We start from the raw sequence: 25666 nt of genomic DNA, 5'->3' as shown, positions 1-25666 counted from the left end.
TCAGCCGAACAACGCAGCCCGCATCACGTCCTTGGGTGCGGTCAGCCCGGTGAACAGTTCCACCTGGGTGACGGCCTGATTCAGCAGCATGTGCAGTCCGCTGATCACCTCGCCGCCGGCAGCGTGCACCGCCGCAGCCAGTGGGGTCGGCCATGGGTCGTAGATGGCATCGAGCAGCCGCGGCACCCCGGCGAGCACCGAGGCGTAGGGCGCGGCGGCATCGGCCGGGATGGTGCTGACCGCGACGGCACCGCCGGCGACCACGTCGGCGAGTTCGGTGCCGTCGATAGCGCACCACGTGCTCTCGACGCCACGTCCCGTCGCCAGTTCGACGAGCGGTGCGGCCTTGTCGGCGTTGCGGGCCACCACGGTGATCTGCTTGGCGCCGAGCTCGGCGAGAGCGAGCACCGCGGCAGGGGCGGTGCCGCCGGAGCCGACGACGATCGCCGCGCCGGCGACCGTGCCGAGCGCGCCCGTCACCCCGTCGATGTCGGTGTTGTCCGCCCGCCAGCCACCGGGAACTCGCACCAGGGTGTTCGCCGAACCGACGAGCTGGGCGCGTTCGGTGTGTTCGTCGGCGAATCGCAGTGCGGCGAACTTGCCGGGCATGGTGACCGACAGGCCGACCCATTCGGGGCCGAGCCCGGACACCAGTGTGGGCAGTTGCTCGGCCGTGCACTCGATGCGCTCATAGGTCCAGGCGGGCAGACCCAGCGCCCGGTAGGCAGCCAGGTGCAGCTGCGGAGACCGGGAGTGGGCGATCGGCGAACCGAGGACGGCGGCCTTGCGTGCCGGGTCGGGCCGCCTATCGGGCACGGCGGCGGGCCGCCTATCGGGCACGGCGGCGGGCCGCCTATCGGGCACTGTCGAGGACACCGTTGTGTCGTGCCAGTTCGATGTTGGCCAGGTGCTGGTTGTAGTCCCGGGTGAACAGGGTGGTGCCCTGCATGTCGATGGTCACGAAGTACAGCCAGTCCCCCGGCGCGGGATGCTCGGCGGCGTCCAGCGCCTCGGTGCCCGGCGAGCAGATCGGGGTCTGCGGAAGCCCTTCGCGGACATAGGAGTTCCACGGAGTCGGCTTGGCCCGGTCAGCGTCGGTGGTCGCCACCTCCTGACGGTCCAGGGAGTAGTTGACCGTGGAGTCGAATTCCAGCTTGCGGTGCTCGGCCAGCCGGTTGTAGATCACGCGGGCGACCTTGGAGAAATCCTGCGGTTTGGCTTCCCGTTGCACCAGCGAGCCGACGGTGAGGATCTGGTAGGGCGACATGTTCATGGCCGCAGCGGTGTCCAGCAGACCGCCCTGGGTGTACACCGTGGCGCTCGACGTGATCAGTGTCGAGAGGATGGACTGCGCGGGCGCTGCCGGGTCGATGTTCCAGGTGCCCGGCGCGATGAGACCTTCGATCCGGCGGTGGTCGGCGCCCATCGCTCCCACGGGCCCGGCGGCCCACTGCGGAATCGACAGCGCGGCCAACGGAGCCGATCCGGCGGCGGTGCGCAGGTCGTCGACGGACACGCAGCGCTGGGCGCCGTCGAGGTTCACGCATGACGCCTTCGAGATCAGGCTGAAGATGCCGTCTGTGACGGCGTTGGTCTTGACGTCGGCGATGTCGTCGAGCTGACGTCCTTCGGGAATGGTGAGCTTGCCCACCCGGTTGCTCGGATCCACCAGCCGCGCAACGGCATTGGAAGCCGGAATCTCGGTCCGCACTTTGTAGTAGCCCGGCTGGATCTCCGACATGGCGGAGTTGCCGTGGGCAGCGTCGACGAACGCCTTGACCGTGGCCACCACCTTGTGGTCGTGCAATGTCTTTGCGATTGCGGTGGTGGAGTCGCCGTCGTGGACCTGGATGACCAGATCGGACACACCGTCGCCGGCGTAGTCGTTGCTGTTGCTCCCGGAGAAGCTGTGCCACAGCTTCGAGCCGAGGAACACCGCGGCGATCGCCACGACGATGAGCAGCGCCAGCGATGCGGCGCGGGCCATGCGCCGACGGCGGTTGCTGCGGGCCTGACGCAACCGCTCAGCGCGGCTCATTCCCCTGCGCGGTGGTCCCACCGCGACGGGCTGCGCCCGATCGGCACCCCACTTGTCAGACATCCGTGCCCTCTCCGCGGCCGTCGTCGCGCGCGGCCAGGACCGCCCGCCGCTGATCCAGCCAGCTCTGCAGAATGCCCACTGCAGCCACCTGGTCGATCACCGCTTTCTGTCCCTTCGCGCGGACCCCCGCGTCGCGCAGCGATCGTTGTGCGGAGACGGTGGTGAGGCGTTCGTCGGCCAACCGCACCGGCGTCGGCGTGATGCGACGCGCCAGCTGATCGGCGAGGTCGATGGCGTCGAGCGCCGACGTGCCCGCCCGGTCAGCGAGGGTGCGCGGCAGTCCGACGATCACCTCGACGGCCTCGTACTCGCCGACGATGCCCACCAACCGGCGTAGGTGCTTCCCGCCGGCCCGGTCCCGCCGATCCCGCAATACCGTCTCCACCGGCGTCGCCAGAATACCGTCCGGGTCGCTGCTGGCCACGCCGATGCGAACCGTGCCCACGTCGATGCCGATCCGTCGGCCGCGGCCGGGGTCGTCGTCCCCCGGGCGGTCCGGCAGCCTCTCCCCGCTGCTCGGCACCGGGCTAGCTCCGGCCGATCTCGGTACGCAATGCGGCCAACGCCGCGTCGATACCCGCCGCCCCCTTACCGGAACCCTGCGCCAGATCGGCCTTGCCACCACCACGACCGTTCACCGGTGCGGCGAATTGCTTCACGAGATCGTTGGCCCGCAATCCGAGGTCCTGCGCGGCCGGGTTGACCGCCACCACGAACGGGACCGAGTCGCCCTCGCCTTCGGCGATCAGTGCCACCACGGCCGGGTCGCTGCCGAGCTTGCCCTTGATGTCGCCGACCAGGCTGCGCAGATCGCCACCCGACATGCCTGCGGCCATCCGCTGCGCCACCAGCCGTACCTTGCCGATGAGCTCCGCGCCGGCAGCGGCGTTGGCGGCCGCGGCCCTGGCGTTGGCCAGGCGGGCCTTGTCGAGTTCCTTCTCGGCCGCCTTGAGCCGCTCCACGAGCGTGGCCACGCGGGCGGGGACCTCTTCGGAGGGCACCTTCAGCGATGACGCCAGCCCGGCCATCAGGGCTCGTTCCTTGGCCAGGTGCCGGAACGACTCCAGGCCGACATAGGCCTCGACCCGGCGCACGCCAGACCCGACCGACGACTCGCCGAGAATCGTCACGGGGCCGATCTGTGCCGAGTTGCGCACATGCGTGCCACCGCACAGTTCGAGCGAGAACGGGCCGCCGATCTCGACCACCCGTACCTCGTCGGGGTAGTTCTCGCCGAACAGTGCCATGGCGCCCATGGCCTTGGCCTTGTCCAGCTCGGTGTTGAAGGTGTGTACCTCGAAGTCGGCTTCGACGGCCTGATTCGTGACTTCTTCGATCTGGGAGCGCTGGTCTTCGGAGAGTGCGCCCTGCCAGTTGAAGTCGAACCGCAGATAGCCGGGCCGGTTCAACGAGCCGGCCTGGACAGCGTTGGGCCCCAGTACCTGTCGCAGCGCCGCGTGCACCATGTGGGTGCCGGAGTGCCCCTGCGTCGCGCCGTGGCGCCACCTGGGATCGACCGCGGCGGCGACCGTGTCGCCTTCGACGAACTCGCCCGATTCGACGTTGACGCGATGCGCCCACAGCGTCTTGGCGATCTTCTGCACATCGGTGACCGCGGCCCGAGCCGTCTCGGAGCTTCCGGTTCCGGTGATGGCGCCCTCGTCGGCGATCTGCCCACCGGATTCGGCATAGAACGGCGTGCGGTCGAGGATCAGCTCGACCCGGTCGGCCTCGAGGCCCTCATGGCCGACGACGGGAACCCGTTTGCCGTCCACGAAGATGCCGAGAATCCTTGCCTCAGAAGTCAATTCGTCGAAGCCGGTGAACTCGGTCGGCCCGGCGTCGACCAGTTCGCGGTAGGCGGTGAGGTCGGTGTGGGCCTGTTTGCGGGCCGCCGCATCGGCTTTGGCGCGTGCCCGCTGCTCGGCCATGAGCGTGCGGAACCCGGCTTCGTCGACCGTCAACCCCGCCTCCGCGGCCATCTCCAGGGTGAGGTCGATGGGGAAACCGTAGGTGTCGTGCAGCGTGAACGCGTCGCTGCCGGAGAGCACCGTGGCACCCGAGCGCTTGGTGGCCGCCGCGGCGTCGTCGAACAGCCGCGAACCCGAGACCAGGGTGCGGTTGAAGGCGGTCTCCTCGGCGACGGCGATCCGGTTGATGCGTTCGAAGTCGGTGACCAGTTCCGGGTAGGACGGGCCCATCTCGTCGCGCACGGTGGCCATCAGCCGGCCCATGATGGGATCCTCGACACCGAGCAGCTTGGCGGCGCGGATGATGCGGCGCAGCAGCCGGCGCAGCACGTAACCGCGGCCTTCGTTGCCGGGGCTGACCCCGTCGCCGATGATGATGGCCGCGGTGCGGCTGTGGTCGGCGATGATGCGGTACCGCACATCGTCTTCGTGGTTGCCGACGCCGTAGCCGCGCGGCGCGATCGACGCCACCAGGTCGATGACGGGCCGCACCAGATCGGTCTCGTAGACGTTGTCCACGCCCTGCAGCAGGCACGCGATGCGCTCGACGCCCATGCCCGTGTCGATGTTCTTGCGCGGCAGCGGGCCGAGTATCTCGAAGTCGTTCTTGGAGGTGCCCTCGCCGCGCTCGTTCTGCATGAACACGAGATTCCAGATCTCGATGTAGCGGTCCTCGTTGGCCTCGGGCCCGCCGTCGATGCCGTATTCAGGACCGCGGTCGTAGTAGATCTCCGAACACGGTCCGCACGGCCCCGGAATGCCCATCGACCAGTAGTTGTCGGCCATGCCGCGGCGCTGGATGCGCTCGAGCGGCAGCCCCGCCACTTCCTGCCACAGGCCGATGGCCTCGTCGTCATCGAGATAGACGGTGGCCCAGAGCCTTTCCGGGTCGAATCCGTAACCACCCTCGGAGACCGGGTTGGTCAGCAGGGTCCAGGCCAGCTCGATGGCGCCCTTCTTGAAGTAGTCGCCGAACGAGAAGTTGCCTGCCATCTGGAAGAACGTGTTGTGCCGGGTGGTGATGCCGACCTCGTCGATGTCGGGCGTCCGGATGCACTTCTGCACGCTGGTCGCCTTGTCGTACGGCGGGGTGCGAGCTCCGAGGAAGTAGGGCACGAACTGCACCATGCCCGCGTTGACGAACAGCAGGTTGGGGTCGTCGAGGATGACCGATGCGCTCGGCACCTCGGTATGGCCCGCCTTCACGAAATGATCGAGGAAGCGCTTCCTGATCTCGTGTGTCTGCACGTCGCCTCTGCCCTCGTCTTAGTAGATGGTCGCTGTGGGTACCGGTCGGCGTTCACTGCGAATAATTCGACCGCCTTACATTACCGGTCAGCGCGGTCGCCCCGAACAGCGCTGGTCAGGCCGCGAGAAAACTCAGGCGTACCGACCGTTGCGGGTTGTCCCGGTTCAGATCGACCAGCACGACGCTTTGCCAAGTCCCCAGAAGCGGCCGTCCGGCCTGCACCGGCACCGTGACCGACGGAGATACCAGGGCGGGCAGGACATGGTCGGCGCCGTGGCCGAAAGATCCGTGCGCGTGCCGGTAGCGATCGTCACGCGGCAGGAGTCGCTCCAGCGTGTCGATCAGGTCGTCGTCGGAGCCGGCACCGGTCTCGATGATCGCCACCCCGGCGGTGGCGTGCGGCACGAAGACGTTGCACAGCCCGTCGCCGCGTCCGTCGCAGAAGCCCTCCACCGCGTCGGTGAGGTCGACGATGCGGCGTCGTGCGGTGTCGACGTCGATCACATCAGTGTCCATTTGTCCCAGCCTACGAGTCGCCCTGTGGGCCATTGCACGTCGTGATCCCGCGGAGGATGGTGGTGATGGAACCGGTGGCGCCACCGGGGCGCTGCCCCGACAAGAGGGGGTGGATCGTGTTCGCACGCTCTACCACGATCACGGCGCACCGCGAGGCCATCGACGCGGGCATCGCGCACATTCGCGACGAGGTCATGCCCGCCGTCGATGCGGTCGACGGGTGCGTCGGCCTGTCGCTGATGGTGGACCGGGAATCCGGACGCTGCATCGCCACCACGGCCTGGCGTTCCCTTGACGCGATGCAGGCCAGCGCGCCGATCCTGGCACCGATCCGGCATCGGGCCGTCGAGGCTTTCGCCGGCAGCGCGACGATCGACGAGTGGGAGATCGCGGTGGTGCACCGCGAGCAGTACTCCGCGCCGGGCGCTTGGGTGCGGGCCACCTGGTTGCAGACGCGTCCGGAACTCTTCGACCGGGCCATCGACTACTACCGGTCCGCGGTGCTGCCGGCGTTCGACGATCTCGCGGGGTTCTGCAGCGCCAGCCTGATGCTCGACCGCACGACGGGGCGGGCGGTGTCGTCGACGACGTTCCGCAGCCAAGAGGCGCTGGACCAAAACCGGGACCAGGCACGCTCGCTGCGCACGGCCCGGTTGCGGGATCTCGGAGCCGATCAGCTCGACGTCGGCGAGTTCGAGTTGGTCCTGGCCCATCTGCGGGTTCCGGAACTGGCTTGATGCAGAGCTGAATTGACGCAGCCGTTTGTGTTGTTGTCTGCCGGGGTATCTCCCTCCCAGTCCGCAAGCCTTGGAGGAGAAATGACCATCACCGGCATCTTCAGCGCAATCCTGATCGGCATCGTCATCGGCGTCATCGGCCGTCTGCTGGTGCCCGGTCGGCAGCCCATCGGGTTCCTGGTGACGATCCTTGTCGGCATCGTCTCGGCGTTCATCGGCACCGCCATCGCGCGGGCGCTCGGGATCCCGACCGACACCAACGGAGTCGACTGGCTCGAACTGCTCGTCCAGGTGATCGTCGCTGCCCTTGGCGTGGCCCTGGTGGCGTCGTTGATGGGCCGTCGACGGGGCTTGTTCGGTGGTCGACGCTCAGGGTTGATGCGATAACTCGTCGGCTACAGCGTCGGCAGCAGCGCGTCCAGCCGTTCGTAGCCCTCGACCATGCCCGTTTCCATGCCCGAGGACAGCAACGCGTCCCGGGCTTGGGTATTCGGGCAGATCGATCGGCCGCGCAACCTGCTGCGGCCGGCGCCAAGGTCGTCGAACCACATGAATTCGATGTTCACCATGTCCGGTGCACCCTCGAATTCGAAGGTCTGGATGATGAGTTCGTCCGGGCGGACGGTGTGGAACACGCCGTTGAACCGGTACTGCTCACCGGCACGGGAGTGCACGTAGCGGTAGCCGCCTCCGGCGCGGAAGTCCCAGTGTTCGATCGTCATCGCGATGTCGTGCGGGCCCAGCCATCGGGTGACCAGGTCCGGCTCGGCGTGGGCCCGGAACAGCGCCGCGACCGGCGCGTCGAATTCCCTGGTGAACTCCATGGCGAGGGTGTCGACAGGGACGGTGAGATCGAGTGCCTTGGTCATTTCGAATCCTCCTCTTCGATGTCGGCCAGCAGCGCGTCCAGCCGCCGGTAGCTGCGTTCGGCATTCAGTCGGTAGCCGTCGATCCACGCGGTCAGCCGCTCCAGAGCGGCCGCGTCGAGGTGCACGGGCCTGCGCTGCGCGTCGCGGGTCCGGGTCACCAGGCCGGCCTGTTCGAGAACCTGAATGTGTTTGGACACAGCCTGTTTCGTGATATCGAACGGCTCGGCCAACTCGTTGACGGTCGCCGGGCCGCGGGACAGCCGCGCCACGATCGCCCGCCGCACCGGGTCGGCCAGTGCCAGGAAGGCACGGTCCAACCTGACCTCACCATCGTCATCACTGACCAATAATCAATCTTCCTGTTGATCAATCAATTGGTTGATTAACAAGGTAGAAGTACTCCTGTGGCGATGTCAAGAGTTTTCAGCGCTTGCGGCGGACGATGGCGCGCAGCTTGTCCAGCCGGGTTGCGATCTCCCGTTCGACGCCACGGCCGGTTGGCTGGTAGTAGTCCGCCAGGACCAGATCGTCGGGTGGATACTGTTGCGGCACAACACCATCGGGATGGTCATGGGGATACCGGTAGCCGACGGCGTGGCCGAGCTTGGCGGCGCCGGAGTAGTGGCCGTCGCGCAGATGCGCTGGTACCGGCCCCGCCTTACCGGCCCGGATGTCGCCCATCGCCGCGGCCAGTGCGGTCGTCACAGCGTTGGACTTGGGCGCGGTCGCGAGATGCACGGTCGCGTGCGCGAGCGTCAACTGCGCCTCGGGCATACCGATCAGCTGCACGGTCTGGGCAGCGGCCACCGCGATCTGCAGGGCGCTGGGATCGGCCATCCCGATGTCTTCGCTGGCCAGGATCATCAACCGCCGGGCGATGAACCGCGGATCCTCCCCCGCCACCAGCATCCGGGCCAGGTAGTGCAGCGCCGCGTCGACGTCAGAACCGCGCATCGACTTGATGAACGCGCTGACCACGTCATAGTGCTGGTCGCCGTCGCGGTCATAGCGCACCGCGGCCTTGTCCAGCGACTGCTCGATGATCTCGACAGTGACCCGTTCCCCCGGCTCCGATGCCACCTCGAGCGCGGTCAGGGCACGCCGAGCATCACCGGCCGAGAGCTGCACCAGCAGATCGACCGCCTCGTCGGTGACCTCGACCGCACCGCCGAGGCCCCGCGGATCGGTGATGGCGCGACGCAGCACGCTCTCGATGTCCTGCGGGGTCAACGGCTGCAGCTGCAGGATCAGCGACCGCGACAGCAGCGGGGCCACCACGGAGAACGACGGGTTCTCGGTCGTCGCCGCCACCAGAAGCACCACGCGGTTCTCGACTGCCGCCAGCAGCGCATCCTGCTGGGTCTTGGAGAACCGGTGCACCTCGTCGATGAACAGCACGGTCTGGCCGCCGTGCACGGCCGAGCGCCGAGCGGTGTCGATCACCGCACGGACCTCTTTGACCCCGGCCGACAATGCCGAGAGCGCCTCGAACCGGCGTCCGGTGGCCTGCGAGATCAACGAGGCCAGCGTGGTCTTACCCGTTCCCGGCGGGCCGTAGAGGATCACCGACGCCGCGCCGGAACCCTCCACCAGCCGGCGCAGCGGTGAACCGGCCCGCAGCAGATGCTGCTGCCCGACGACCTCGTCGAGGCTGGCCGGACGCATCCGCACCGCAAGCGGGGCCGACGAGCGCTCGCGCGAGGAGTCGACCAATCCCGTGCCGGGCGGGACCAACCCCGTGCCGGGCGGGGCCAGCGCGCCGGGATCACCGGGCGCCGCGTCGCCGGGCACATCGAACAAACTGTCGGACACGTGTTCTGCTTACCACGCCGCGTCGTCAGGCGGCTCCTGGCGCCGTCACGAAATCGATCAGCTCCTCCACCCGGCCGATCAGCGCGGGTTCCAGGTCGTTCCAATCGCGCACCTGGGCACGGATCCGCTGCCAGGCCCGCGCGGTGTCCGCCTGGGTGGCGTACGGCCAGCGCAGCGCCTGGCAGATGCCCTTCTTCCAGTCCGTGCCGCGGGGAATCTCCGGCCACGCGGTGAGGCCGAGCCGGGCCGGTTTGACGGCCTGCCAGATGTCGATGAACGGATGCCCGACCACCAACGTGTGCTCGCCGCCGGGGCCGCGCCGCACCGCTTCGGCGATCCGGGCCTCCTTCGAGCCGGTCACCAGGTGATCGACCAGCACACCCAAGCGGCGGCCGGGCCCGGGTGCGAACTCCTCGACGATGCCTGCCAGATCGTCGACACCGCCGAGATACTCGACCACCACGCCCTCAATGCGCAGGTCGGCGCCCCACACCTGCTCGACGAGCTCGGCGTCGTGGCGCCCTTCGACATAGATGCGGCTGGCGAGCGCCACGCGCGCCTTGGCGCCCGCCACGGCCACCGAACCCGACGCCGTGCGGGCCGGCGCGGTTGTCCGTTTCGGCACCGTGAGAATCACCGGCTTGCCGTCGATCAAGAACCCGGGGCCCAACGGAAACGCCCGCACCTTGCCTCTGCGGTCCTCGAGCTCGACGCGGCCACCCTCGATGCGCACCACGGCGCCCACATAACCGCTCTGCGCGTCCTCGACCACCAGGCCCTTTTCCGCGGGCTGTTCGGTGGACCGGGTCAGCTTGGGGGTGTGCGGGTTTCGGGACAGGATGTCGGAACCGTAGCGATCAGTCACGCGGGCGATCCTAGGAACGTCGGCAGCAGGAACGCCGTTGCGACATGCCATCGTGACCGTGCTGTTGTGCTGTTAGACCGGGCGGCTCCCCTTTTCCTGCCGAGCAGGCAGTGGGGTACCGCAAACCCGGCGTGTCGCGGACTTTGATGTCTGCTCGGCGGGAAAAGTCAGGCGGTGACCTCGTCGATGACGGTGTGCACGAACCGCATCTTCTCCAGCACCGCAGGCGGCAGCACGAACGGGTACAGATCGGCGTGTCCCATCGACCGGTTGACCATGTTCAGCGCCCACGACAGCGGCAGCCACATCTCGATGATGGTGTCAAAACCACTGGGGCCCAACACCCGTCGATCGAAGGTCGCACCCGCGGGAGCGAAACCGAACGCCGCGGCGGTGTCCAGGGTGTCGCGGATGTGGAGGTAGTGGGCGAAGGTCTCGGCCCAGTCCTCGGCGGGGTGCATGGTGGCGTAGGACGATACGTAGGTGTCCTCCCAGCCCGCCGGCGCACCGTCGGCGTAGTGGCGGTCCAACGCCTCCTGGTAATCCGCGTCCGGGTCGCCGAACAACTCGCGGAACCGCTCGTCGTAGGCGGCCGACGGGGCGATGAGCCGGTAGAAGTAGTAGTGCCCGATCTCGTGGCGGAAATGCCCGAGCAGCGTGCGGTACGGCTCGTCCATCGCGATGCGCAACTGCTCGCGGTGCACATCGTCGCCTTCCGCGAGATCGATGGTGACGACCCCGTTCTGGTGTCCTGTCATCACCTGTTCGGAGGCGCTTGAGAGCAGATCGAACGCGAGCCCGAACTGCGGATCCTCGCTGCGGCTGACGATCGGCAGCCGCAGCTCGTGCAGTTCGGCGATCAGCCGACGCTTTGCCATCTCGGCTTCCGCGAACGCCGCCAGGGCCGAAGCGTCGGTGTCAGCCGGCCGGGTGCGGGTCAATGCACACGACGCGCACAACGGCCCACCGCCAACCCGTACCAGCCAATTGCATTGAGCCACATGCAGGTTCGCGCACAGTTGATACTTGTCCTCGTCGACGGAGCCCGCATGGTCGGCTTGATCGGTGTCGGCGATCACCAGCAAGGCCATGTCCGGCAGCGAGAAGCCCAGCGCGCTGCCGCACGACAGGCACAGTGAATTCTCGAACGCCAGCCGCTGGCCGCATGTGGGGCAGTTGAAGTCACGCACTGAGCACACCTCCCGTGTACGGTGCCACGTCGACCGAAACATCGATCACACTGCTCTCCGAATCCGTGTAGATGATGCCGCGCAGCGGCGGCACGTCGGCGTAGTCGCGGCCGAAACCCGCGACGATGTAACGCTCGTCGACCATCTGGTCGTTGGTGGGATCCAGCCCGAGCCAGACGTTCTGCGGGGTCCATACCGATGCCCAGGCATGCGTGGCGTCGACGCCGATCATGCGTTCCTTGCCGGGCGGCGGGTCCGTCGCGAGGTATCCGGAGACGTAGCTGGCGGCCAGCCCGTTGGCCCGCAGGCAGGCGATGGCCAGTCGCGCGAAGTCCTGGCATACGCCTTCGCGCGCCTGGAGCACCTCGGCGACCTGGGTGGACACGGTGGTGGACCCCGACCGGTAGGTGAAGTCGGTGAAGATCCGCGAGTTGAGGTCGCGCAGGACGTCGATCAGCGCCCGGCCCGGGGTGAAACTCGGTGCGGCATAGTCGCGTACCGCGTCGGTGATCTCCGGCGGCTGCAGGTCCAGGGTGAATTCGGTGGCCAGGGCGCCGTCTCCGCCGACCGGCCGGGCGATCTCCCACGGCGCCCGTGCCGAACCCTCGGCGTAACGCCCGGGCTCGGGCGGGTCCACCTCCACCACCGATCGGGCGGTGATGCTCAGCGTGCGGTGCGGCTGCAGGACATGAAAGTAGGAACTGATGTTGCCGTAGGCGTCGCGGCTGGTCGAGCTGTCGGCGGCGTCGGGTTCGATGGTCAGCTCGTGGTAAAGCCTGCGCTGCCAGGGCAGTTCACGCGGGGTCAGGAAGGCCCGACCATAGGAACTCGTGACGTCGTCTGAGTAGCGGTAGACGGTGCGGTGGGTGATGTCGTAGCGACGGGTCCCGGTATCGGGCTCGGTCATGATGGCACCAAACGTCTTTCGTCGGGCCCCCACAGCGGCTGCATACCGCCGGGCAGCGAGAGGTGCGCGGCCGTGATGACGCCCGAGAGGTCCCGCAGATCGCTGTGCATCCCGTCGAGCAGTTCGGCGAGTTCGGATCGCACGCCATCAGCTGTTGCGATCGCCAGATCCGCCGGATCGACCCGGCGCAGCCGCACGGCGATCTCATCGACCATGCGCTCGGATCGCGACGAACCCGACGCTCCAGGAAGGGCTTTGAGGTCGGCCCTCAGCCGGTCCAACTGATAGATCATCGAGCGCGGATTCTGCGGGTCGAACAGCATGAGCTCGGCAAGCGCCGCGACGCTGACGAGCCCGGGGTTGCGCCGCCGATAGATCACCGACGATTCGCAAGCCACCAGAGTCGATTCCATCACCGTGCGTTCGGCTCCCGGGCTGCGCACCTCGGTCAGGGTGGCTCGCAGCAGCGCCGTCAGACCCAGCCCGCGTTCGATGCGTTTGCCGACATCCATCAGGCTCCAGCCGATGTCCTGCACCATGGACTCGGCGGCCACTCCGGACAGCGCGAGCATGCCCGACAACGTGCGACTGTGCGCCGCCGCGAGGTACGTCTCACCTGCGGTCTGCGAATCCGGCGGGGATGCCGACGCACGCAACACCGCGCGTTCGACACCGGCCAGCACCATCCAGGTGTCGTTGGACATCTGGTCGCGCACCGAGCGGGCTGCCAGACCCAACCTCTCGACCGACTGGGCCAGCGAACCGGGCCGGTGCCGGTCGGCGGTGACCGCCCACAGCGTGGTCGGCGCGACGGCGATGGTCTCGTGGTCGTCGCCGCCCGCCCCGGTGTCGGAACCGGTGATGGCGCCGACGGCCGCGAGCAGCACTGGCACACAGCGGCTTTCCGGGGTGTCCTGCCGGTAGCGGTATTCGTGGTACCGCTCGCGCGTGACGGTGAGCAACCGCGCCATCTGTTCGGCGCGTTCGGCATAGCGGCCCATCCAGAACAGGTCGGAGAGCACACGCGGTGAGCTGACAGCCCCGGTCCGGCTCGGTGTCATCGTCGGCACGGCAAGTTCGGCGGGTGTGGTCGGGATCTTCTCGGCAGTTACCCGTGTCGGGGTTCGCACCCAGATATCCTTGGCTGCAACGGTATTCATCCGGTACGCGGCGGCACCCGGTGCCATCAGGTACCCGAGGCCACCGATCATCGGCGTGTAACCGGCGCGCTGCGCGACGGTGAAAAGCCGCATCCCCACGCTGCCCGCGGACAACCCGCTGGCCCGGTAATCGGCTGGGGCCGAAGAGAACTGCGGTAGCTCCTGCCCCACCCAACGCCACGGTGCGGCATCGATGCGGGCGGCCAGGGTGTCTCGCTGGGTGGTCGACAGCGTCGGCCCCACGATCGACTCGGCGCCGTCGACAGAGCGGATCATCAGCGACGTCGTCTTGCTGAGCAGCTGCGAGCGTTCCAGGTCGATACCGCCCCAGTACACCGGGGCCGTCTGCAGCTGCGGGGTCTCGCCGAGCAGCAACTGGCCCAGCTGCGGCAGAAACCGCAGTAGCCCGGGGCTTTCCAGCACACCACTGCCCAGGCTGTTCACCACGCTCACCGCGCCGCGCCGCAGCACTTCGACCAGCCCCACCACGCCCAGGCGCGAACCGGGTCGCAGGTCCAGCGGGTCGACGTAGTCGGCATCGATGCGGCGCAGCACGACGTCCACCCGTTTGAGGGTGCCCAGCGACCGCATCCACAGCTTGCCGTCGCGCACCACCAGGTCGGCGCTCTCCACCAGGGGAAAACCCAGCATGCTCGCCAGATACGCCTGATCGAATGCCGTCTCGGAATGAATACCTGGGCTGAGCACCACGACCACCGGTTCCTCGGCCGCCTCGGGTGCGACGTCGATCAGGGCCAGTCGCAACGCCTGCGCCCAGGGCGAGGCCGGTCGCGGCCCGATACGCTCGTAGAGGTCCGGGACGGCGTGGGCGATCACCCGCCGGTCGGCCAGCGCATAACCCGCACCCGACGGTGCCTGCGTCCAGTCGGCGTTGACCAGGAACGAGCCGTCTGCGCTGCGGCTGACATCGCAGCCGTGCAGGAACAACTGGTGGCGACCGGGCACTTCGATACCGCGCGCGGCACGCACGTAGCCGGGGTGGGCGAACAGCAGTTGGGCGGGCAGCGTGCCGCTGGTGATCGACCGCCGGGGTCCGTAGAGGTCGGCGAGCACTGCGTCGAGCAGCCGGGACCGCTGCACCAGACCCGATTCCAGCGTGTCCCAGTCGGCCGACGAGATCACCAGGGGCAGCGAGTCGAGATGCCAGGGGCCGGGCATCGTGGTGCCGTCGGAGTCGGTGACCACCTCGCCGTGGGGGTCCACCTGGATGTAGGTGATGCCGTCGTTGTCGACCAGGCCACGCACCTCGCTGCGCAACCTGTCGAGCCCGTCGCGGCCCCGTTCGCCGACGCATTCGGCAAGCTCCTGCCAGGCCGGGCGGATGTTGCCCGCGGCGTCGAGGAACTCGTCGTAGCCGGTCGGAGGCCGCGTCCCGCGGACCTCGAACAGCGCCTGCTGCGCCCGGGTACGGCGGTACCGCGCGAGGACACCGTCGACGTCGGTGCTCACACCACCGGTAGCGGCGTCCGGCGAGCCGTTTGCGCGAAGAACCATTACTGCAGAACGGTACGCACCCGCCGCAGGTCCAGGATGCCCGGCGCGCCCACGTCGGTGGACTGGCGCGCCTGCTTCTCCCGGATATCGGACATATCGAGTGCGCCCGGGGTGAAGCCGGTGGCCTCGAATCGCCTGCCGCGGCGCGATTCCGCCTCGACCGCATTGACCGGCGGGGTGTCGTAGGACCGTCCGCCCGGATGCGCGACGTGGTACGTGCAGCCGCCGCGTGAGGTGCCGGTGGCGGTGTCGACGAGCTCGAAGCGCAGTGGGGTGTCGACGGTGATGGTCGGATGCAGAGCGCTGGGCGGCTGCCAGGCCCGGTAGCGGACCCCGCCCACTTGGACATCGGGCGTGTCGGTGGCCAGCAGCGGGATCGGGTGGCCGTTGGCGGTGACTATGTAACGGTGCCGGTCGGCGCCGACCACGCGGACCTGCACGCGTTCCACCGACGAGTCGACGTAGCGGGCGGTACCGGTTCCGGTTGACTCCTCCCCCAGCACGTTCCACGGTTCGATGGCGCCGCGCAACTCGATCTCCACACCGCCGAACACCGCGGTGCCGATGCGCGGGAACCGGAACTCGGTGAACGGATCCAGCCAGCTGGTCTCGAAGTCGATACCGTGGGCCCGCAGATCGGCAGCCACCTCGGCGATGTCCTGAATCAGGAAGTGCGGCAACAGGTATCGGCCGTGCAGGTTGGCTCCGTGCCTGATCAGCGGGGCGCGCAGCGGCTCATCCCAGAACCAGGCCACCAGCGCGCGCACCAGCAGCGACTGCACCATCGCCATCTGGACGTGCGGGGGCATCTCGAAGCCGCGCAGTTCGAGCAGTCCGAGCCGGCCGCGGGCGCTGTCGGGACTGTAGAGCTTGTCGATGCAGAACTCGGAGCGGTGGGTGTTGCCGGTGATGTCGGTGAGTAGGTGCCGGAGGGCCCTATCCGTGACCCACGGAGCGGCGCTTGCGGAGCGACCATGATCGCGAGCGGCGCTTGCGGAGCGACCATGTTGGAGTTGGGCGCCCCCGGCGCAAAGCCTGGCAATTTCCGCGAAGGCGATCTCCAGTTCGTAGAGCGCCTCGGAGCGGCCCTCGTCAACTCGAGGTGCCTGGGACGTGGTGCCGACGAACCTCCCGGCGAACAGGTACGACAACGACGGGTGCCGTTGCCAGTAGGTCAGCAGCGACACCAGCAGATCCGGACGACGCAGCAGCGGCGAGTCGGCCGGTGTCACCCCGCCGAGGGTGATGTGGTTGCCGCCGCCGGTGCCGCCGTGACCCCCGTCGACGTCGAAGGACTCGGTGGAGAGCCGGGCCTGGCGCGCCTCGTCGTACAGGGTCTGCAGCTGGCTCAACTGGTCGCTGAAGCTCGCGGTGGGCGGCACGTTGACCTCGATGACGCCGGGGTCCGGGGTGAGCGTCATCGAGGTGATCCGCGGGTCCGCCGGCGGACCGTAGCCCTCGATCACCACCGGTGTGCCGGTCTTGGCGGCGGCGGCTTCGAGCCGCTTCACCAGGTCGACGAAATCGTCGAGGGTCTCGGTGGGCGGCAGGTACACGTACAGGTGGCCGGACCGGATCTCGGCCACCAGCGCCGTGGTCGGCACGTCGTCGGCGTCCTCGACCTCGGCGGGCTCCTGCGGTTGGGCTCCTAGCACCGCGCGGCGCGGCAACGGGTCGGCGTCGTAGGCCGGGCGGGGTGGCTTCCAGCTGATCGAGCCCAGCGGTAGCCGCAGCCCCGCCGGCGAGTCGCCGTCCAGCAGCACGATGCGGCCGCGACGCAGTTTCCAGTCGGCGCTGGCCCAGCCCGAGTCGTCGTCACGGCGATGCAGCGGCAGCACGTAGGCGGCCGGTTCGTCGACGGAGGCATCCAGCCTGGCCAGCAAGGCCGCCCGGGCGTCGGCGCCGTCGGCAGCGAGGTCGTCCTGCTCTGCCACCGGATCGCCCGCGGGCTGGCGGACCACGTCCGCCAACCGGCTCAGCGGATCCTCGAACGCCGGCCGCACCTGGGTGAGCGGCAGTTGGAGGTCCTCGGCCACTGCGGCGAGCAGGCGATGGCCGGCGTCGTCGGCGGTCTCGCCGGCGCCGCCGGCCCACGGGTCGGCCAACAGCGCCGGGTCGGTCCACAGCGGTTCGCCGTCGGTGCGCCAGAGCAATCCGATCTGCCAGCGCGGCAACGGTTCTCCGGGATACCACTTGCCCTGGCTGCGCTGCACCAGCCCGGCGGGCGCCCACAGCCGCTTGAGCCGCGCGGCCAGCGCCGAGGCGCGTTCGCGTTTGTGCGGACCGTCGGCTGCCGTCGTCCATTCGGGATCGGTCTGGTTGTCGATCGAGACGAATGTGGGCTCGCCGCCCATGGTGAGACGCACGTCGCCGTCGGCCAGGCGCTGATCCACCTTCGCGCCCAGCGCCGTGATCGCCGCCCACGCCGTGTCGGTGTACGGCAGCGTGACCCGGGGGTCTTCGTGCACGCGGGTCACCACGTTGGAGAAGTCCAGGGTGGATTCACACGGCCCGACCGCCCCGGTGATCGGCGCCGCCGACTCGGGGTGAGGCGTCGCGGACAAGGGGATGTGGCCCTCGCCCGCGAACAACCCCGATGTAGGGTCCAGCCCGATCCAGCCCGCGCCCGGCACGTAGACCTCGGCCCAGGCATGCAGATCGGTGAAATCGGCGGCCGGTCCGGAGGGTCCGTCGAGTGCCTCCACATCGGAGGTCAGCTGCACCAGGTAGCCGGAGACGAAGCGTGCGGCCAGGCCGAGTTGGCGCAGGATCGACACCAGCAGCCACGCTGAGTCACGACATGAGCCGATGCCGGTGCGAAGTGTCACGTCGGGCGGCTGCACCCCGGGTTCCATCCGCACGCTGTACCCGACGTCGGCATTGACGGCCCGGTTGAGCGCGACGAGGTAATCGATGGTGCGGGTCCCCGGCGGCAGCGTGAAATTGCTCACCCAAGCCTGGGCCAACGCGCCCGGCCCGGAACCCTCGCCGGACTCGTCGACCGGCCTCAGGTACGGCTTGAGATCTTCGAGCAGCGCCCTCGGGTACTCGAACGGGAACGTCTCGGCGTAGTCCTCGATGAAGAAGTCGAACGGGTTGATCACCTTGAGGTCGGCGATCAGCCCCACGGTGATGGTCAAGCTACGAGACCGATTCGGAAAGACCAGGCGCGCAACGAAATTGCCGAACGCATCCTGTTGCCAGTTGATGAAGTGGTCGGCCGGTTCGACGGTCAACGAGTAGGCCTCGACGGGGGTGCGCGAATGCGGTGCCGGGCGCAGCCGCACGACGTGCGGATGGACCTCGACCAGCCGGTCGAAGGTATAGCTGGTGCGGTGCTCCAGCGCCACTTTGATCCCCATCCGCAGATCCCACCACAAGGTGAACGGCGCCGCACGGCGTGCAATATCGGGCGTCCGAACCGCGTTGGACGGGCCGCTCGAACCATGCCGCACGGGCCGTATCCGGCGCACGCTGGTTCAATCAGCAGGAGATAGCTGAGGAAAGGATGGGCCCGCCCGCATGTGGAGCACGGTGCTGGTGATGGCTCTCGTGGCCGCAACCGACCCGTTGCGCATCGGGGTCATCGCTTACATGGTGTCGCGCGCGCGACCCGTCCGGTTGTTGCTGCCGTTCTTCCTCGCCGGTTTCACCTCGAACGTTGCCGTCGCCGTGGCCGTGGTGTTCGTGTTCCGGGAGAGCGCGCTCGGTGACCGCACAGTGCACCCCGGAATCGAGATCACGATCGGCGTCGTGGCGGGCCTCATCGCCGTGTTGTCGGCCACCGGCCTGCTGGAACGGCTGTTCCACCGGGTCCGCAACAAGCGCGTGGCCGTGCCTGCCGGCGTCGGCGACCACTCGGGTGATCCGACGACGGAGCCCTCGCCCGCCGGGCCGGTGCAACCGCCGACGCTGGACTCCCTGCCCGTGGTCTCGAAACTGCCCGAGAGCATCAAGGCCGCGCTGCGCGGCGAGGCCGCGTGGGCGGCGGGGCTGCTGGGCCTGAGCAACGGCATTCCCTCGCCGTACTACCTGGGCGCCATCGCGGCGGTACTCACCTCGGGCACGGCGGTCGGCCAGCAGTTGAGTGCACTGGTGACCTTCAACCTGGTCGCGTTCTCCGGGGCGCTGATCCCGATCCTGAGTTTCTGGATCGCGCCCGACGCCACCCGCTCGGGCGTCGAGCGGCTGTACGCCTGGATGAAGATCCACCACCGGCTGGTGGTCGCGGTGATCGCCGGCGCTGTCGGCGTGTTCTTCGTCGGCTTGGGCATCAGCCACTTGTGATCACACGTTGGCGGTACGCCGTCCGCCCGACTCTTTTGCCGTTTGCAGCCGGCGGTACACCGCCAGCACCAGCACGCCGGCGATCGTGATGCCGACGAGGTTGACAGCAAGCTGCGCGACCGACTGGGCAGCGATGTCCCAGTCCCCCATCGTGGCGGCCACCACCGCGAAGCCGGCCGCGGGCACCGTCGTGACCGAGATGAACACACCGACCAACGCCGCTGATTTCGCCGACACCAACGACAGCATTCCCGCGGCACCCGCCAGCAGCGCCACGACGAACGAGAACGGCCCGACCTGGAAGATGAAATCGACGTCGTGCAGCTCGCGCGTGCTGGTCAGTTCCACCCAGCCCAGGGCCTCGAACCCCAGCGTGGCGCCTGCGGTGACGGCCATGGCCACCGGGAAGCCGATCAGCAGTGCCGCCGAAGCGCGCCGCGCCAGCGACATGCGGCGGCGCACCAGCGCGACCGCCAATGCGGCGAGGGGCCCGAATTCGGGGCCGACGACCATCGCCCCGACGACGGTGACCGGCGAGTCGGTGAGCACGCCCACCGCGGCGAGCAGGCACGCGATGCACAGGAACAGCAGGAACGTGATGTTCAACTGGGATTCGTCGCGCGTACGGGCCACGAGTTCATCCCAGACGACCGCGTCGGCGGCATCGCCGTCAGCGGCATCCTCGGCGTGGTAGGCCGCACTGGACAACACGGTGTCGAGCACTTCCAGCGTGATCGCGCCGAGATTCTGCACATCGAGCGACTTGAGCCGTTCCACAACGTCATTGGCGGCTTCCCGGGCGATGTCGGCGGTGATCTCGTCACCGGCGGGCTCCACGGCCGCGTTGGGATGCAGCACGATGTGGGTGACACCGGGTTCTCGCTGCAGGACGTTGAGGATCGGATTGCGCAGTTCGGCGGGTGCGATCACGCGGAGGTGCAACACGGCCCGAGAGTAGCGTTCGGCTACATGGCGGCTGTCGGCAATTGACGTGCCGGAGCTGACCGAGCCGATCACCGAATCATGGCTGGCCCAGACACCCAAGACTCGGGTGCGGACTTTCCTGGCCGGCGGACAACCGTAGCCCGGCCGGCTACTTCGACTTGCCGATTCGGACGACGAGTTCGTCAGGCGGCACGAGATGCCCTTCGTCGCAACGTATCTCGACCGTGGCCTCGGCGCCGCATCCGGCGTGAGCCAGTCGCAGCGGTGAGTCAGTGGGTAGGTGGCGGCGTCCCCACTCGAACAGCGCCCATACCACGGGCATGAAATCCCTGCCGGCCTGCGTGAGCACGTACTCGTCGCGCACCCGCTGCCCCGGCTCTTGATAGGGCCTGCGCTCCAGCAGCCCCGCCTCGACCAGGTCGCTCAACCGTGCCGACGCGGCCGCCTTGGTGACGCCGACGCGTCTCCAGAAGTCGTCGAACCGGGTGGTGCCGTAGTAGGCCTCGCGCATGATCAGCATCGCCGATTTGGTGCCGACGAGGGCCATTGTCTTCTCGATCGGGCAACGCCCCACCGCCGACCAGGCATCACGGTCGGCGAGTGCGCCCTGCAGGACTGTCATGCACATCACTCTATCGCTGGGTTGTTGGAACTGAACTCAGATGTTACATCTGAGTATAGACAGCAGTACTCAGCGCTGAGACTCAGGAGGCAACCATGTCCGGATATTCAGGCCGGGAGGCCGTGATCGTCGGTGCGGTGCGCACCCCGATCGGCAAAGGCAAGGCGAACGGCGCCCTGCACGGGGTGAAGTCGGCGGACCTGCTCGCCCACAGCCTGCGCGAGCTGGTGGATCGCACCGGCATCGATCCGGCGCAGATCGACGACGTCATCAGCGGCGCGGTTACCCAGGTGGGCGATCAGGCCGCCAATATCGCCCGCAACGCCCTGCTCGGCGCGGGCTTCCCGGAGAGCGTGCCCGGGACCACGGTGGACCGGCAGTGCGGCAGTTCGCAGCAGGCCATCAGCTTCGCCGCCCAGGGCGTGGTTGCGGGTGCCTACGACATCGTGATCGCCGCCGGCGTGGAGTCGATGGGGCGGGTTCGCATGGGCACCAACATCCTGCCGGGCAGCGACCCGTTCGGCGACGCTTTCGCCCAGCGCTACTCCGAAGGGCTTGTGCCGCAAGGAATCAGCGCCGAGCTCATCGCCGCCAAGTGGGGTTTCTCCCGCACCCAGCTCGATGACTTCTCGGCAGGCAGTCACGAGAAAGCCGCGGCCGCCACCAAAGCGGGCCTGTTCGACAACGAGCTCGTCCCGATCGCGGGTCTGACCACCGACGAAATCGTCCGGCCCGGCACCACCGTCGAGACGCTCGCAGCGCTCAAGCCGGCGTTCTACAACGAGGCCTATGCGGCACGCTTCCCGCAGATCAACTGGGAGATCACCGCAGGCAACTCCTCGCCGCTATCAGACGGCAGCGCCGCGGTCATGATCACCAGCAGCGACACCGCCAAGCGGCTGGGACTCAAGCCCTTGGCACGCATTCACACCGCCACAGTGGTCGGCTCGGATCCGCTCTACATGCTGACCGGCGTCATCCCCGCCACCGAAAAGGTGCTGGCGCGTGCGGGTCTGACGGTAGACGACATCGATCTGTTCGAGGTGAACGAGGCGTTCGCCCCGGTCGTGCTGGCCTGGGCTGCCGACGTCGGCGCTGACCTGGCGAAGACCAACGTCAACGGCGGGGCCATCGCCATCGGCCACCCACTGGGCGCCAGCGGCGCGCGGCTCATGACGACGTTGGTCAACGCGCTCGAACAGCGCGGAGGACGCTACGGCCTGCAGACCATGTGCGAGGCGGGCGGCATGGCCAACGCCACCATCATCGAGCGGCTGTAGTCCTTCGGTCCCTGCGGAACTGCATTCCCGGTCGTCGAGCGCACACCTTGACGACCGGGAATGTCGTTGCGGTCGGGGCACCGCGAGGTGTCGCAATTTGCGGCGGTGACACGTCCACATTTGAGGGTTTTCTGGCCGAACGAAGGCAGCGCCGACGAGGTGGTGAAGGTGAGCATGGATGGCATACCCACGCTGACCGTCACCAACAGAAAGCAGCGAACCCATGTCAGAAATCATTGCCGGAGTTGAGGTTCCCGACACCGCTGCCGTCACCGAAGCGACTCACCTCATCTGCGAGACCAGCAGCCCACTGATCTACCATCACTCCCGTCGGGTCTACTTTTTCGCCCAGATACATGCCCGGCGGCTAGGTGTAACACCTGATCCCGAACTGCTCTACCTGGCCGCCATGTTCCATGACACCGGTCTGCAGCGGCCGTTCTCCGACGCAGAACAGCGTTTCGAGGTCGACGGCGCCGACCACGGGCGCCAGTTCCTGCTCGAACGCGGCTTCTCCGCCGCGGCCGCCGAAACGGTCTGGACGGCTATCGCCCTGCACACGACACCGGGAATCCCCGACCGCATGGGCCCGGAGATCGCCACCATGTATCTCGGGGTGCTGACTGACGTCGTCGGTTTCGGACTAGACGGGCTCCACGATGATCAGGTGGCCGAAATCCTCGCCACCCACCCGCGAGGCGATTTCAAAAACGAGTTCCTGCAAGCCTATTTCGATGGGTTGAAGAACCGCCCGAACACGACAAACGGAACCGTCAACGTCGACGTTGTGGAGCACTTCCTTCCTGGTTTTCGGCGCACCACCACTGTCGAGCGGATGCTCGGCTCGGCCTGGCCGAGTTGACCGGAACGGGTCAAGACGGCGGGTCATCTCCTATCCGCTACTCGTCGGCCCCGGCGCGGCGTGCGGTGCTGAACCGGCGCTGGTAGGCCGCGGGGCTGATCGATAGTTTTCTCGCGAAGACCCGGCGCATGCTCTCGTAGCTGGGAAACCCCGCCAGAGCCGCAGCTTGCGTTGCGGTGTGCCCTCGGTCGAGCAGCGCCCTGGCCATGTCGAAGCGGATGTTCTCCACGTAGCGCGCCGGTGTCGTGGACAGCTCCTCGTGGAAGAGCCTGGTGAGGTGCCGGGTACTCATATGCAGGTGCTTCGCGAGCGCATCGAGCGAGTGATTGTCCTGCGGGTTCGCCGTCACCAGGTCGGTCACCGTACGCAACGCCGGAGACCGGGGCGGCGGTCCCTGCAGTGGGGCGGAGAACTGCGACTGACCGCCGGAACGCTGCATGTAGACCACCAGGGCCCGGGCGACGTCGCGGGTCACGTCCGGCCCGTGGTCTTCCTCGACGAGCGCGAGAGCCAGATCGATTCCGGCGGTCACCCCGGCCGAGGTGTATGTGCTGCCGTCACGGACGTAGATCGCGTCGGGTTCGACACGGCATGTCGGGCAGCGGGCGGCGAGCTGACCGGTCGCCCGCCAGTGTGTCGTCGCACGCTTCCCGGCCAGCAGGCCCGCAGCGGCCAGGATGAACGCGCCGGTACAAATCGACGCGACCCGACGCGCTCCAGCCGCCGGCATCCGCGCGGCTTCCGCGAGGTGTCGCGGCACAGGTGTGCGCGGATAGCGGTCGGAACCGGGCACCAGGTAGGTGTCGGGGGCGGGCTCGGCGGAAACGGCGCCGTCGACCGCGACCCTGAATCCGAGGTTCGACGTGACGTCATCGCCTGTCGGGGAAAGCAATACGATCCGGTAGTCGGCCCCGTACTCGTTGGCCTCCTTGAACACCTCGGCCGGGCCCGCGACGTCGAGCAGGGTGACACCGTCGTAGACGAGAATCGCGACGCGGCGCGGGACCGTGTGGGGTGCGACGGACGAACGCGCAGACATCAGCCGATTATCGCCGCCTCCGTCACTCGCCCGGCGGGTCCTACCCGCGTAATTGAGGTGAGTCAGGGCCAAGCCCCGCTCTCGCCCCGCGGCTAGACCACCACGCAGGCGTCGACCCGGAACGACTCGTAGCCGTTGTCCTCGACGTCACGGCAGAACCGTTGGTACACCTGACCTCCGCCCATGTAGACCTGGAACTCCTCGGGCTTGCCCGGCACGTTTTCGCCGAGGAACCATGCCTTGGCCTTCTTGCCCTCGGTGTACATGACGGTGGCCTTGCCGGCCCGCTCGGTTTCGGTCGCCCACCACTCCTCCGATTCGGGGGTGGCCTCGAGGCGTTCGATGCCGTTGTCCTGGGCCCACCGCAGTGCCCGCTGCAACCATTGCGCGCCGAGCTGAATCGGGACGACCAGGTTGGAATACGGTGTCTGCGGCCCGAGGGACATGAAGAAGTTCGGGAAACCGTGCGCGCCGATACCGAGGTTGGACCGCAGGCCGTCACGTGCCCACTTGTCCCGCAAGGTGATTCCATCCCGGCCGATGATGTCGATGTTGGTCAGCGTCCCGGTCATGGCGTCGAACCCGGTGGCGAAGATCAGCACGTCGAGTTCGTACTCACGCTCCCCCACCACCACGCCCCGTGGGGTGATCGCGGTGATCGGCTCCGACGCGGTGTCGATGAGGTGAACGTGGTCGAGGTTGAAGGCGTTGTAGTAACCGTGCCCGGTCGGCACGCGTTTGCCGTTGAACGAATACGTGGTGGGGCACAGCAGTTCGGCGGTCGCAGGATCTTTGACGATCTCCCGGATCTTGGACCGGATGAACTCCGACGCCAGCTCGCTGGCCTCGTGATTGGTGGCCAGATCGTTGAAGCACTCGTTGGCGAAGTGGAAACCGCCCTCGTTCCACTTGCTTTCGAAGATCCGGCGTCGTTCCTCGGCACTGACCTCCAGCGCACCGAATTCGGCCGGCTCCATTGCGACACCGAACGGATGATTGGCGGCCTTCTCGTAGATGGCGTCGTAATTGGCCCGCACCCAGTCCATCTGCTCGGGCGTCACCGGGTCGTTCGTGGTCTCCACCACGAAGTTCGGGGTGCGCTGGAACACGTAGAACTCGCCGACCTCGGGGGCGATCGTCGGCACCACCTGGATGCCGGACGCGCCGAGGCCGATCAACCCGACCCGTTTGCCGGCCAGGTCGACGCCCTCCCGCGGCCAGTACGCGGTGTGGTACTTGTGCCCGGCGAAGGACTCGATGCCCGCGATGTCGGGGTAGATCGCCTGCGACAGCACACCCATACCGCTGACCAGATACTTCGCGGCCAGGGTCTGGCCATCCGCCGTGGTGACCACCCAGACGTTGGCGTCCTCGTCGTAGCGGGCCGACTCCACCCGTGTGTTGAGCCGGATGTCGCGGCGCAGGTCCAGCCGATCGGCCACGAAGTTGAGGTACTCCAGCACTTCCTGGCCGGCCGGGTAGCGCTGCGTCCACGACCACTCCTCGCGCACCTCCTTGGAGAAGGAGAACGAGTAGTAACTGAACTCGCTGTCGGTGCGCACCCCCGGATACCGGTTGCCCCACCAGGTTCCGCCGATGCCGTCCTGTGCGTCGAGCACGACGGTCCGCAGACCGATCTCGCGGAGATGATGCAGGATCGCCAGCCCGGAGAAGCCGGCACCGATGACGATGGCGTCGAAGTCGTTGTTGTTCATGGGAAGTCCTTCGTTGTCGGGGCGG

22 protein-coding genes are annotated in these 25666 nt (G+C 67.9%); 5 read left to right on the top strand and 17 right to left on the bottom strand.

The genetic code is table 11. The annotated features are described in order from the left end of the window. From A5784_RS33295 to A5784_RS33275, 5 genes are all read right to left on the bottom strand, one after another. Positions 1–840 carry a shikimate dehydrogenase gene (locus A5784_RS33295; protein ID WP_064949178.1) on the bottom strand — a complete coding sequence of 280 codons (840 nt, stop codon included), beginning with the start codon at positions 838–840 and terminating at the stop codon, positions 1–3. 13 nt (positions 841–853) lie between these two features. Beyond that, positions 854–2101 carry an endolytic transglycosylase MltG gene (locus tag A5784_RS33290; protein WP_064949129.1) on the bottom strand — a complete coding sequence of 416 codons (1248 nt, stop codon included), beginning with the start codon at positions 2099–2101 and terminating at the stop codon, positions 854–856. After that, positions 2094–2624, bottom strand: a complete 531-nt coding sequence (gene ruvX / locus A5784_RS33285) for a Holliday junction resolvase RuvX (protein ID WP_064949128.1) — start codon at positions 2622–2624, stop codon at positions 2094–2096. Before ruvX ends, A5784_RS33290 begins: the two co-directional genes overlap by 8 nt. A 4-nt stretch (positions 2625–2628) precedes the next feature. Beyond that, a complete protein-coding gene (gene alaS, locus A5784_RS33280) occupies positions 2629–5319 on the bottom strand; it encodes an alanine--tRNA ligase (RefSeq protein WP_064949127.1) in 2691 nt (896 codons plus the stop codon). Positions 5320–5434: 115 nt separating this feature from the next. After that, positions 5435–5824, bottom strand: coding sequence for a secondary thiamine-phosphate synthase enzyme YjbQ (locus A5784_RS33275; protein WP_197514970.1), 390 nt, complete (start codon positions 5822–5824; stop codon positions 5435–5437). A 128-nt stretch (positions 5825–5952) separates the two neighbouring features. On the opposite strand from A5784_RS33275, the gene A5784_RS33270 reads away from it, so the two are divergent. Together A5784_RS33270 and A5784_RS33265 are read left to right on the top strand one after the other, a co-directional pair. Beyond that, positions 5953–6573, top strand: a complete 621-nt coding sequence (locus A5784_RS33270) for an antibiotic biosynthesis monooxygenase (RefSeq protein ID WP_064949177.1) — start codon at positions 5953–5955, stop codon at positions 6571–6573. 81 nt (positions 6574–6654) lie between these two features. Then, entirely contained in the window at positions 6655–6960 is a 306-nt protein-coding gene (locus tag A5784_RS33265; RefSeq protein ID WP_064949125.1) for a GlsB/YeaQ/YmgE family stress response membrane protein, read from the top strand. A gap of 8 nt (positions 6961–6968) precedes the next feature. Here the strand turns inward: A5784_RS33265 and A5784_RS33260 are convergent, their stop codons facing one another. The 8 genes from A5784_RS33260 to A5784_RS33225 all read right to left on the bottom strand — a co-directional run bounded on the left by A5784_RS33260 (position 6969) and on the right by A5784_RS33225 (position 18253). Next, a complete protein-coding gene (locus tag A5784_RS33260; RefSeq protein ID WP_064949124.1) occupies positions 6969–7442 on the bottom strand; it encodes an SRPBCC family protein in 474 nt (157 codons plus the stop codon). After that, complete coding sequence (locus A5784_RS33255; RefSeq protein ID WP_064949123.1) at positions 7439–7789, bottom strand: ArsR/SmtB family transcription factor; 351 nt, start codon at positions 7787–7789, stop codon at positions 7439–7441. Before A5784_RS33255 ends, A5784_RS33260 begins: the two co-directional genes overlap by 4 nt. A gap of 76 nt (positions 7790–7865) precedes the next feature. Further along, positions 7866–9176: a replication-associated recombination protein A gene (locus tag A5784_RS33250; RefSeq protein ID WP_232006346.1), complete on the bottom strand. Its 1311-nt coding sequence runs from the start codon at positions 9174–9176 to the stop codon at positions 7866–7868. A 103-nt stretch (positions 9177–9279) separates the two neighbouring features. Beyond that, positions 9280–10119, bottom strand: a complete 840-nt coding sequence (locus A5784_RS33245; protein WP_064949121.1) for a DUF3097 domain-containing protein — start codon at positions 10117–10119, stop codon at positions 9280–9282. A 167-nt stretch (positions 10120–10286) separates the two neighbouring features. After that, positions 10287–11309: a zinc-binding metallopeptidase family protein gene (locus A5784_RS33240; protein WP_064949120.1), complete on the bottom strand. Its 1023-nt coding sequence runs from the start codon at positions 11307–11309 to the stop codon at positions 10287–10289. After that, positions 11302–12216: a transglutaminase family protein gene (locus tag A5784_RS33235; protein WP_064949119.1), complete on the bottom strand. Its 915-nt coding sequence runs from the start codon at positions 12214–12216 to the stop codon at positions 11302–11304. The genes A5784_RS33240 and A5784_RS33235 overlap by 8 nt, the downstream gene beginning before the upstream one ends. Beyond that, a complete protein-coding gene (locus A5784_RS33230) occupies positions 12213–14891 on the bottom strand; it encodes a circularly permuted type 2 ATP-grasp protein (RefSeq protein WP_064949118.1) in 2679 nt (892 codons plus the stop codon). The genes A5784_RS33235 and A5784_RS33230 overlap by 4 nt, the downstream gene beginning before the upstream one ends. After that, positions 14891–18253, bottom strand: a complete 3363-nt coding sequence (locus A5784_RS33225; RefSeq protein WP_064949176.1) for a transglutaminase family protein — start codon at positions 18251–18253, stop codon at positions 14891–14893. Before A5784_RS33225 ends, A5784_RS33230 begins: the two co-directional genes overlap by 1 nt. 160 nt (positions 18254–18413) lie before the next feature. Here A5784_RS33225 and A5784_RS33220 point away from each other — a divergent pair, with 160 nt between their 5' ends. Then, on the top strand, positions 18414–19178 hold the full coding sequence (locus A5784_RS33220) for a GAP family protein (RefSeq protein WP_064949117.1): 765 nt from the start codon (positions 18414–18416) through the stop codon (positions 19176–19178). On the opposite strand, the gene A5784_RS33215 is transcribed toward A5784_RS33220, so the two are convergent. After that, positions 19179–20123 (bottom strand): DUF389 domain-containing protein, encoded by a 945-nt coding sequence (locus tag A5784_RS33215; RefSeq protein ID WP_064949175.1) that lies wholly within the window; start codon positions 20121–20123, stop codon positions 19179–19181. 148 nt (positions 20124–20271) lie between these two features. Further along, positions 20272–20745: a winged helix-turn-helix transcriptional regulator gene (locus A5784_RS33210; protein ID WP_064949116.1), complete on the bottom strand. Its 474-nt coding sequence runs from the start codon at positions 20743–20745 to the stop codon at positions 20272–20274. 95 nt (positions 20746–20840) lie between these two features. Here A5784_RS33210 and A5784_RS33205 point away from each other — a divergent pair, with 95 nt between their 5' ends. Continuing rightward, positions 20841–22025: a thiolase family protein gene (locus tag A5784_RS33205; RefSeq protein WP_064949115.1), complete on the top strand. Its 1185-nt coding sequence runs from the start codon at positions 20841–20843 to the stop codon at positions 22023–22025. 223 nt (positions 22026–22248) lie between these two features. Next, on the top strand, positions 22249–22887 hold the full coding sequence (locus A5784_RS33200) for an HD domain-containing protein (protein ID WP_064949114.1): 639 nt from the start codon (positions 22249–22251) through the stop codon (positions 22885–22887). A gap of 37 nt (positions 22888–22924) precedes the next feature. On the opposite strand, the gene A5784_RS33195 is transcribed toward A5784_RS33200, so the two are convergent. After that, a complete protein-coding gene (locus A5784_RS33195; RefSeq protein ID WP_064949113.1) occupies positions 22925–23926 on the bottom strand; it encodes a GlxA family transcriptional regulator in 1002 nt (333 codons plus the stop codon). A gap of 92 nt (positions 23927–24018) precedes the next feature. Continuing rightward, positions 24019–25641, bottom strand: coding sequence for a flavin-containing monooxygenase (locus A5784_RS33190; RefSeq protein WP_064949112.1), 1623 nt, complete (start codon positions 25639–25641; stop codon positions 24019–24021). Between the last annotated feature and the right edge of the window lie 25 nt (positions 25642–25666).

Origin of the sequence: Mycobacterium sp. 852013-50091_SCH5140682, assembly GCF_001665685.1 — a bacterium.
Lineage (GTDB): Bacteria > Actinomycetota > Actinomycetes > Mycobacteriales > Mycobacteriaceae > Mycobacterium.
The sequence above is the reverse complement of the archived record's forward strand: the minus strand, read 5'-3'. Positions and strand labels throughout refer to the sequence as shown.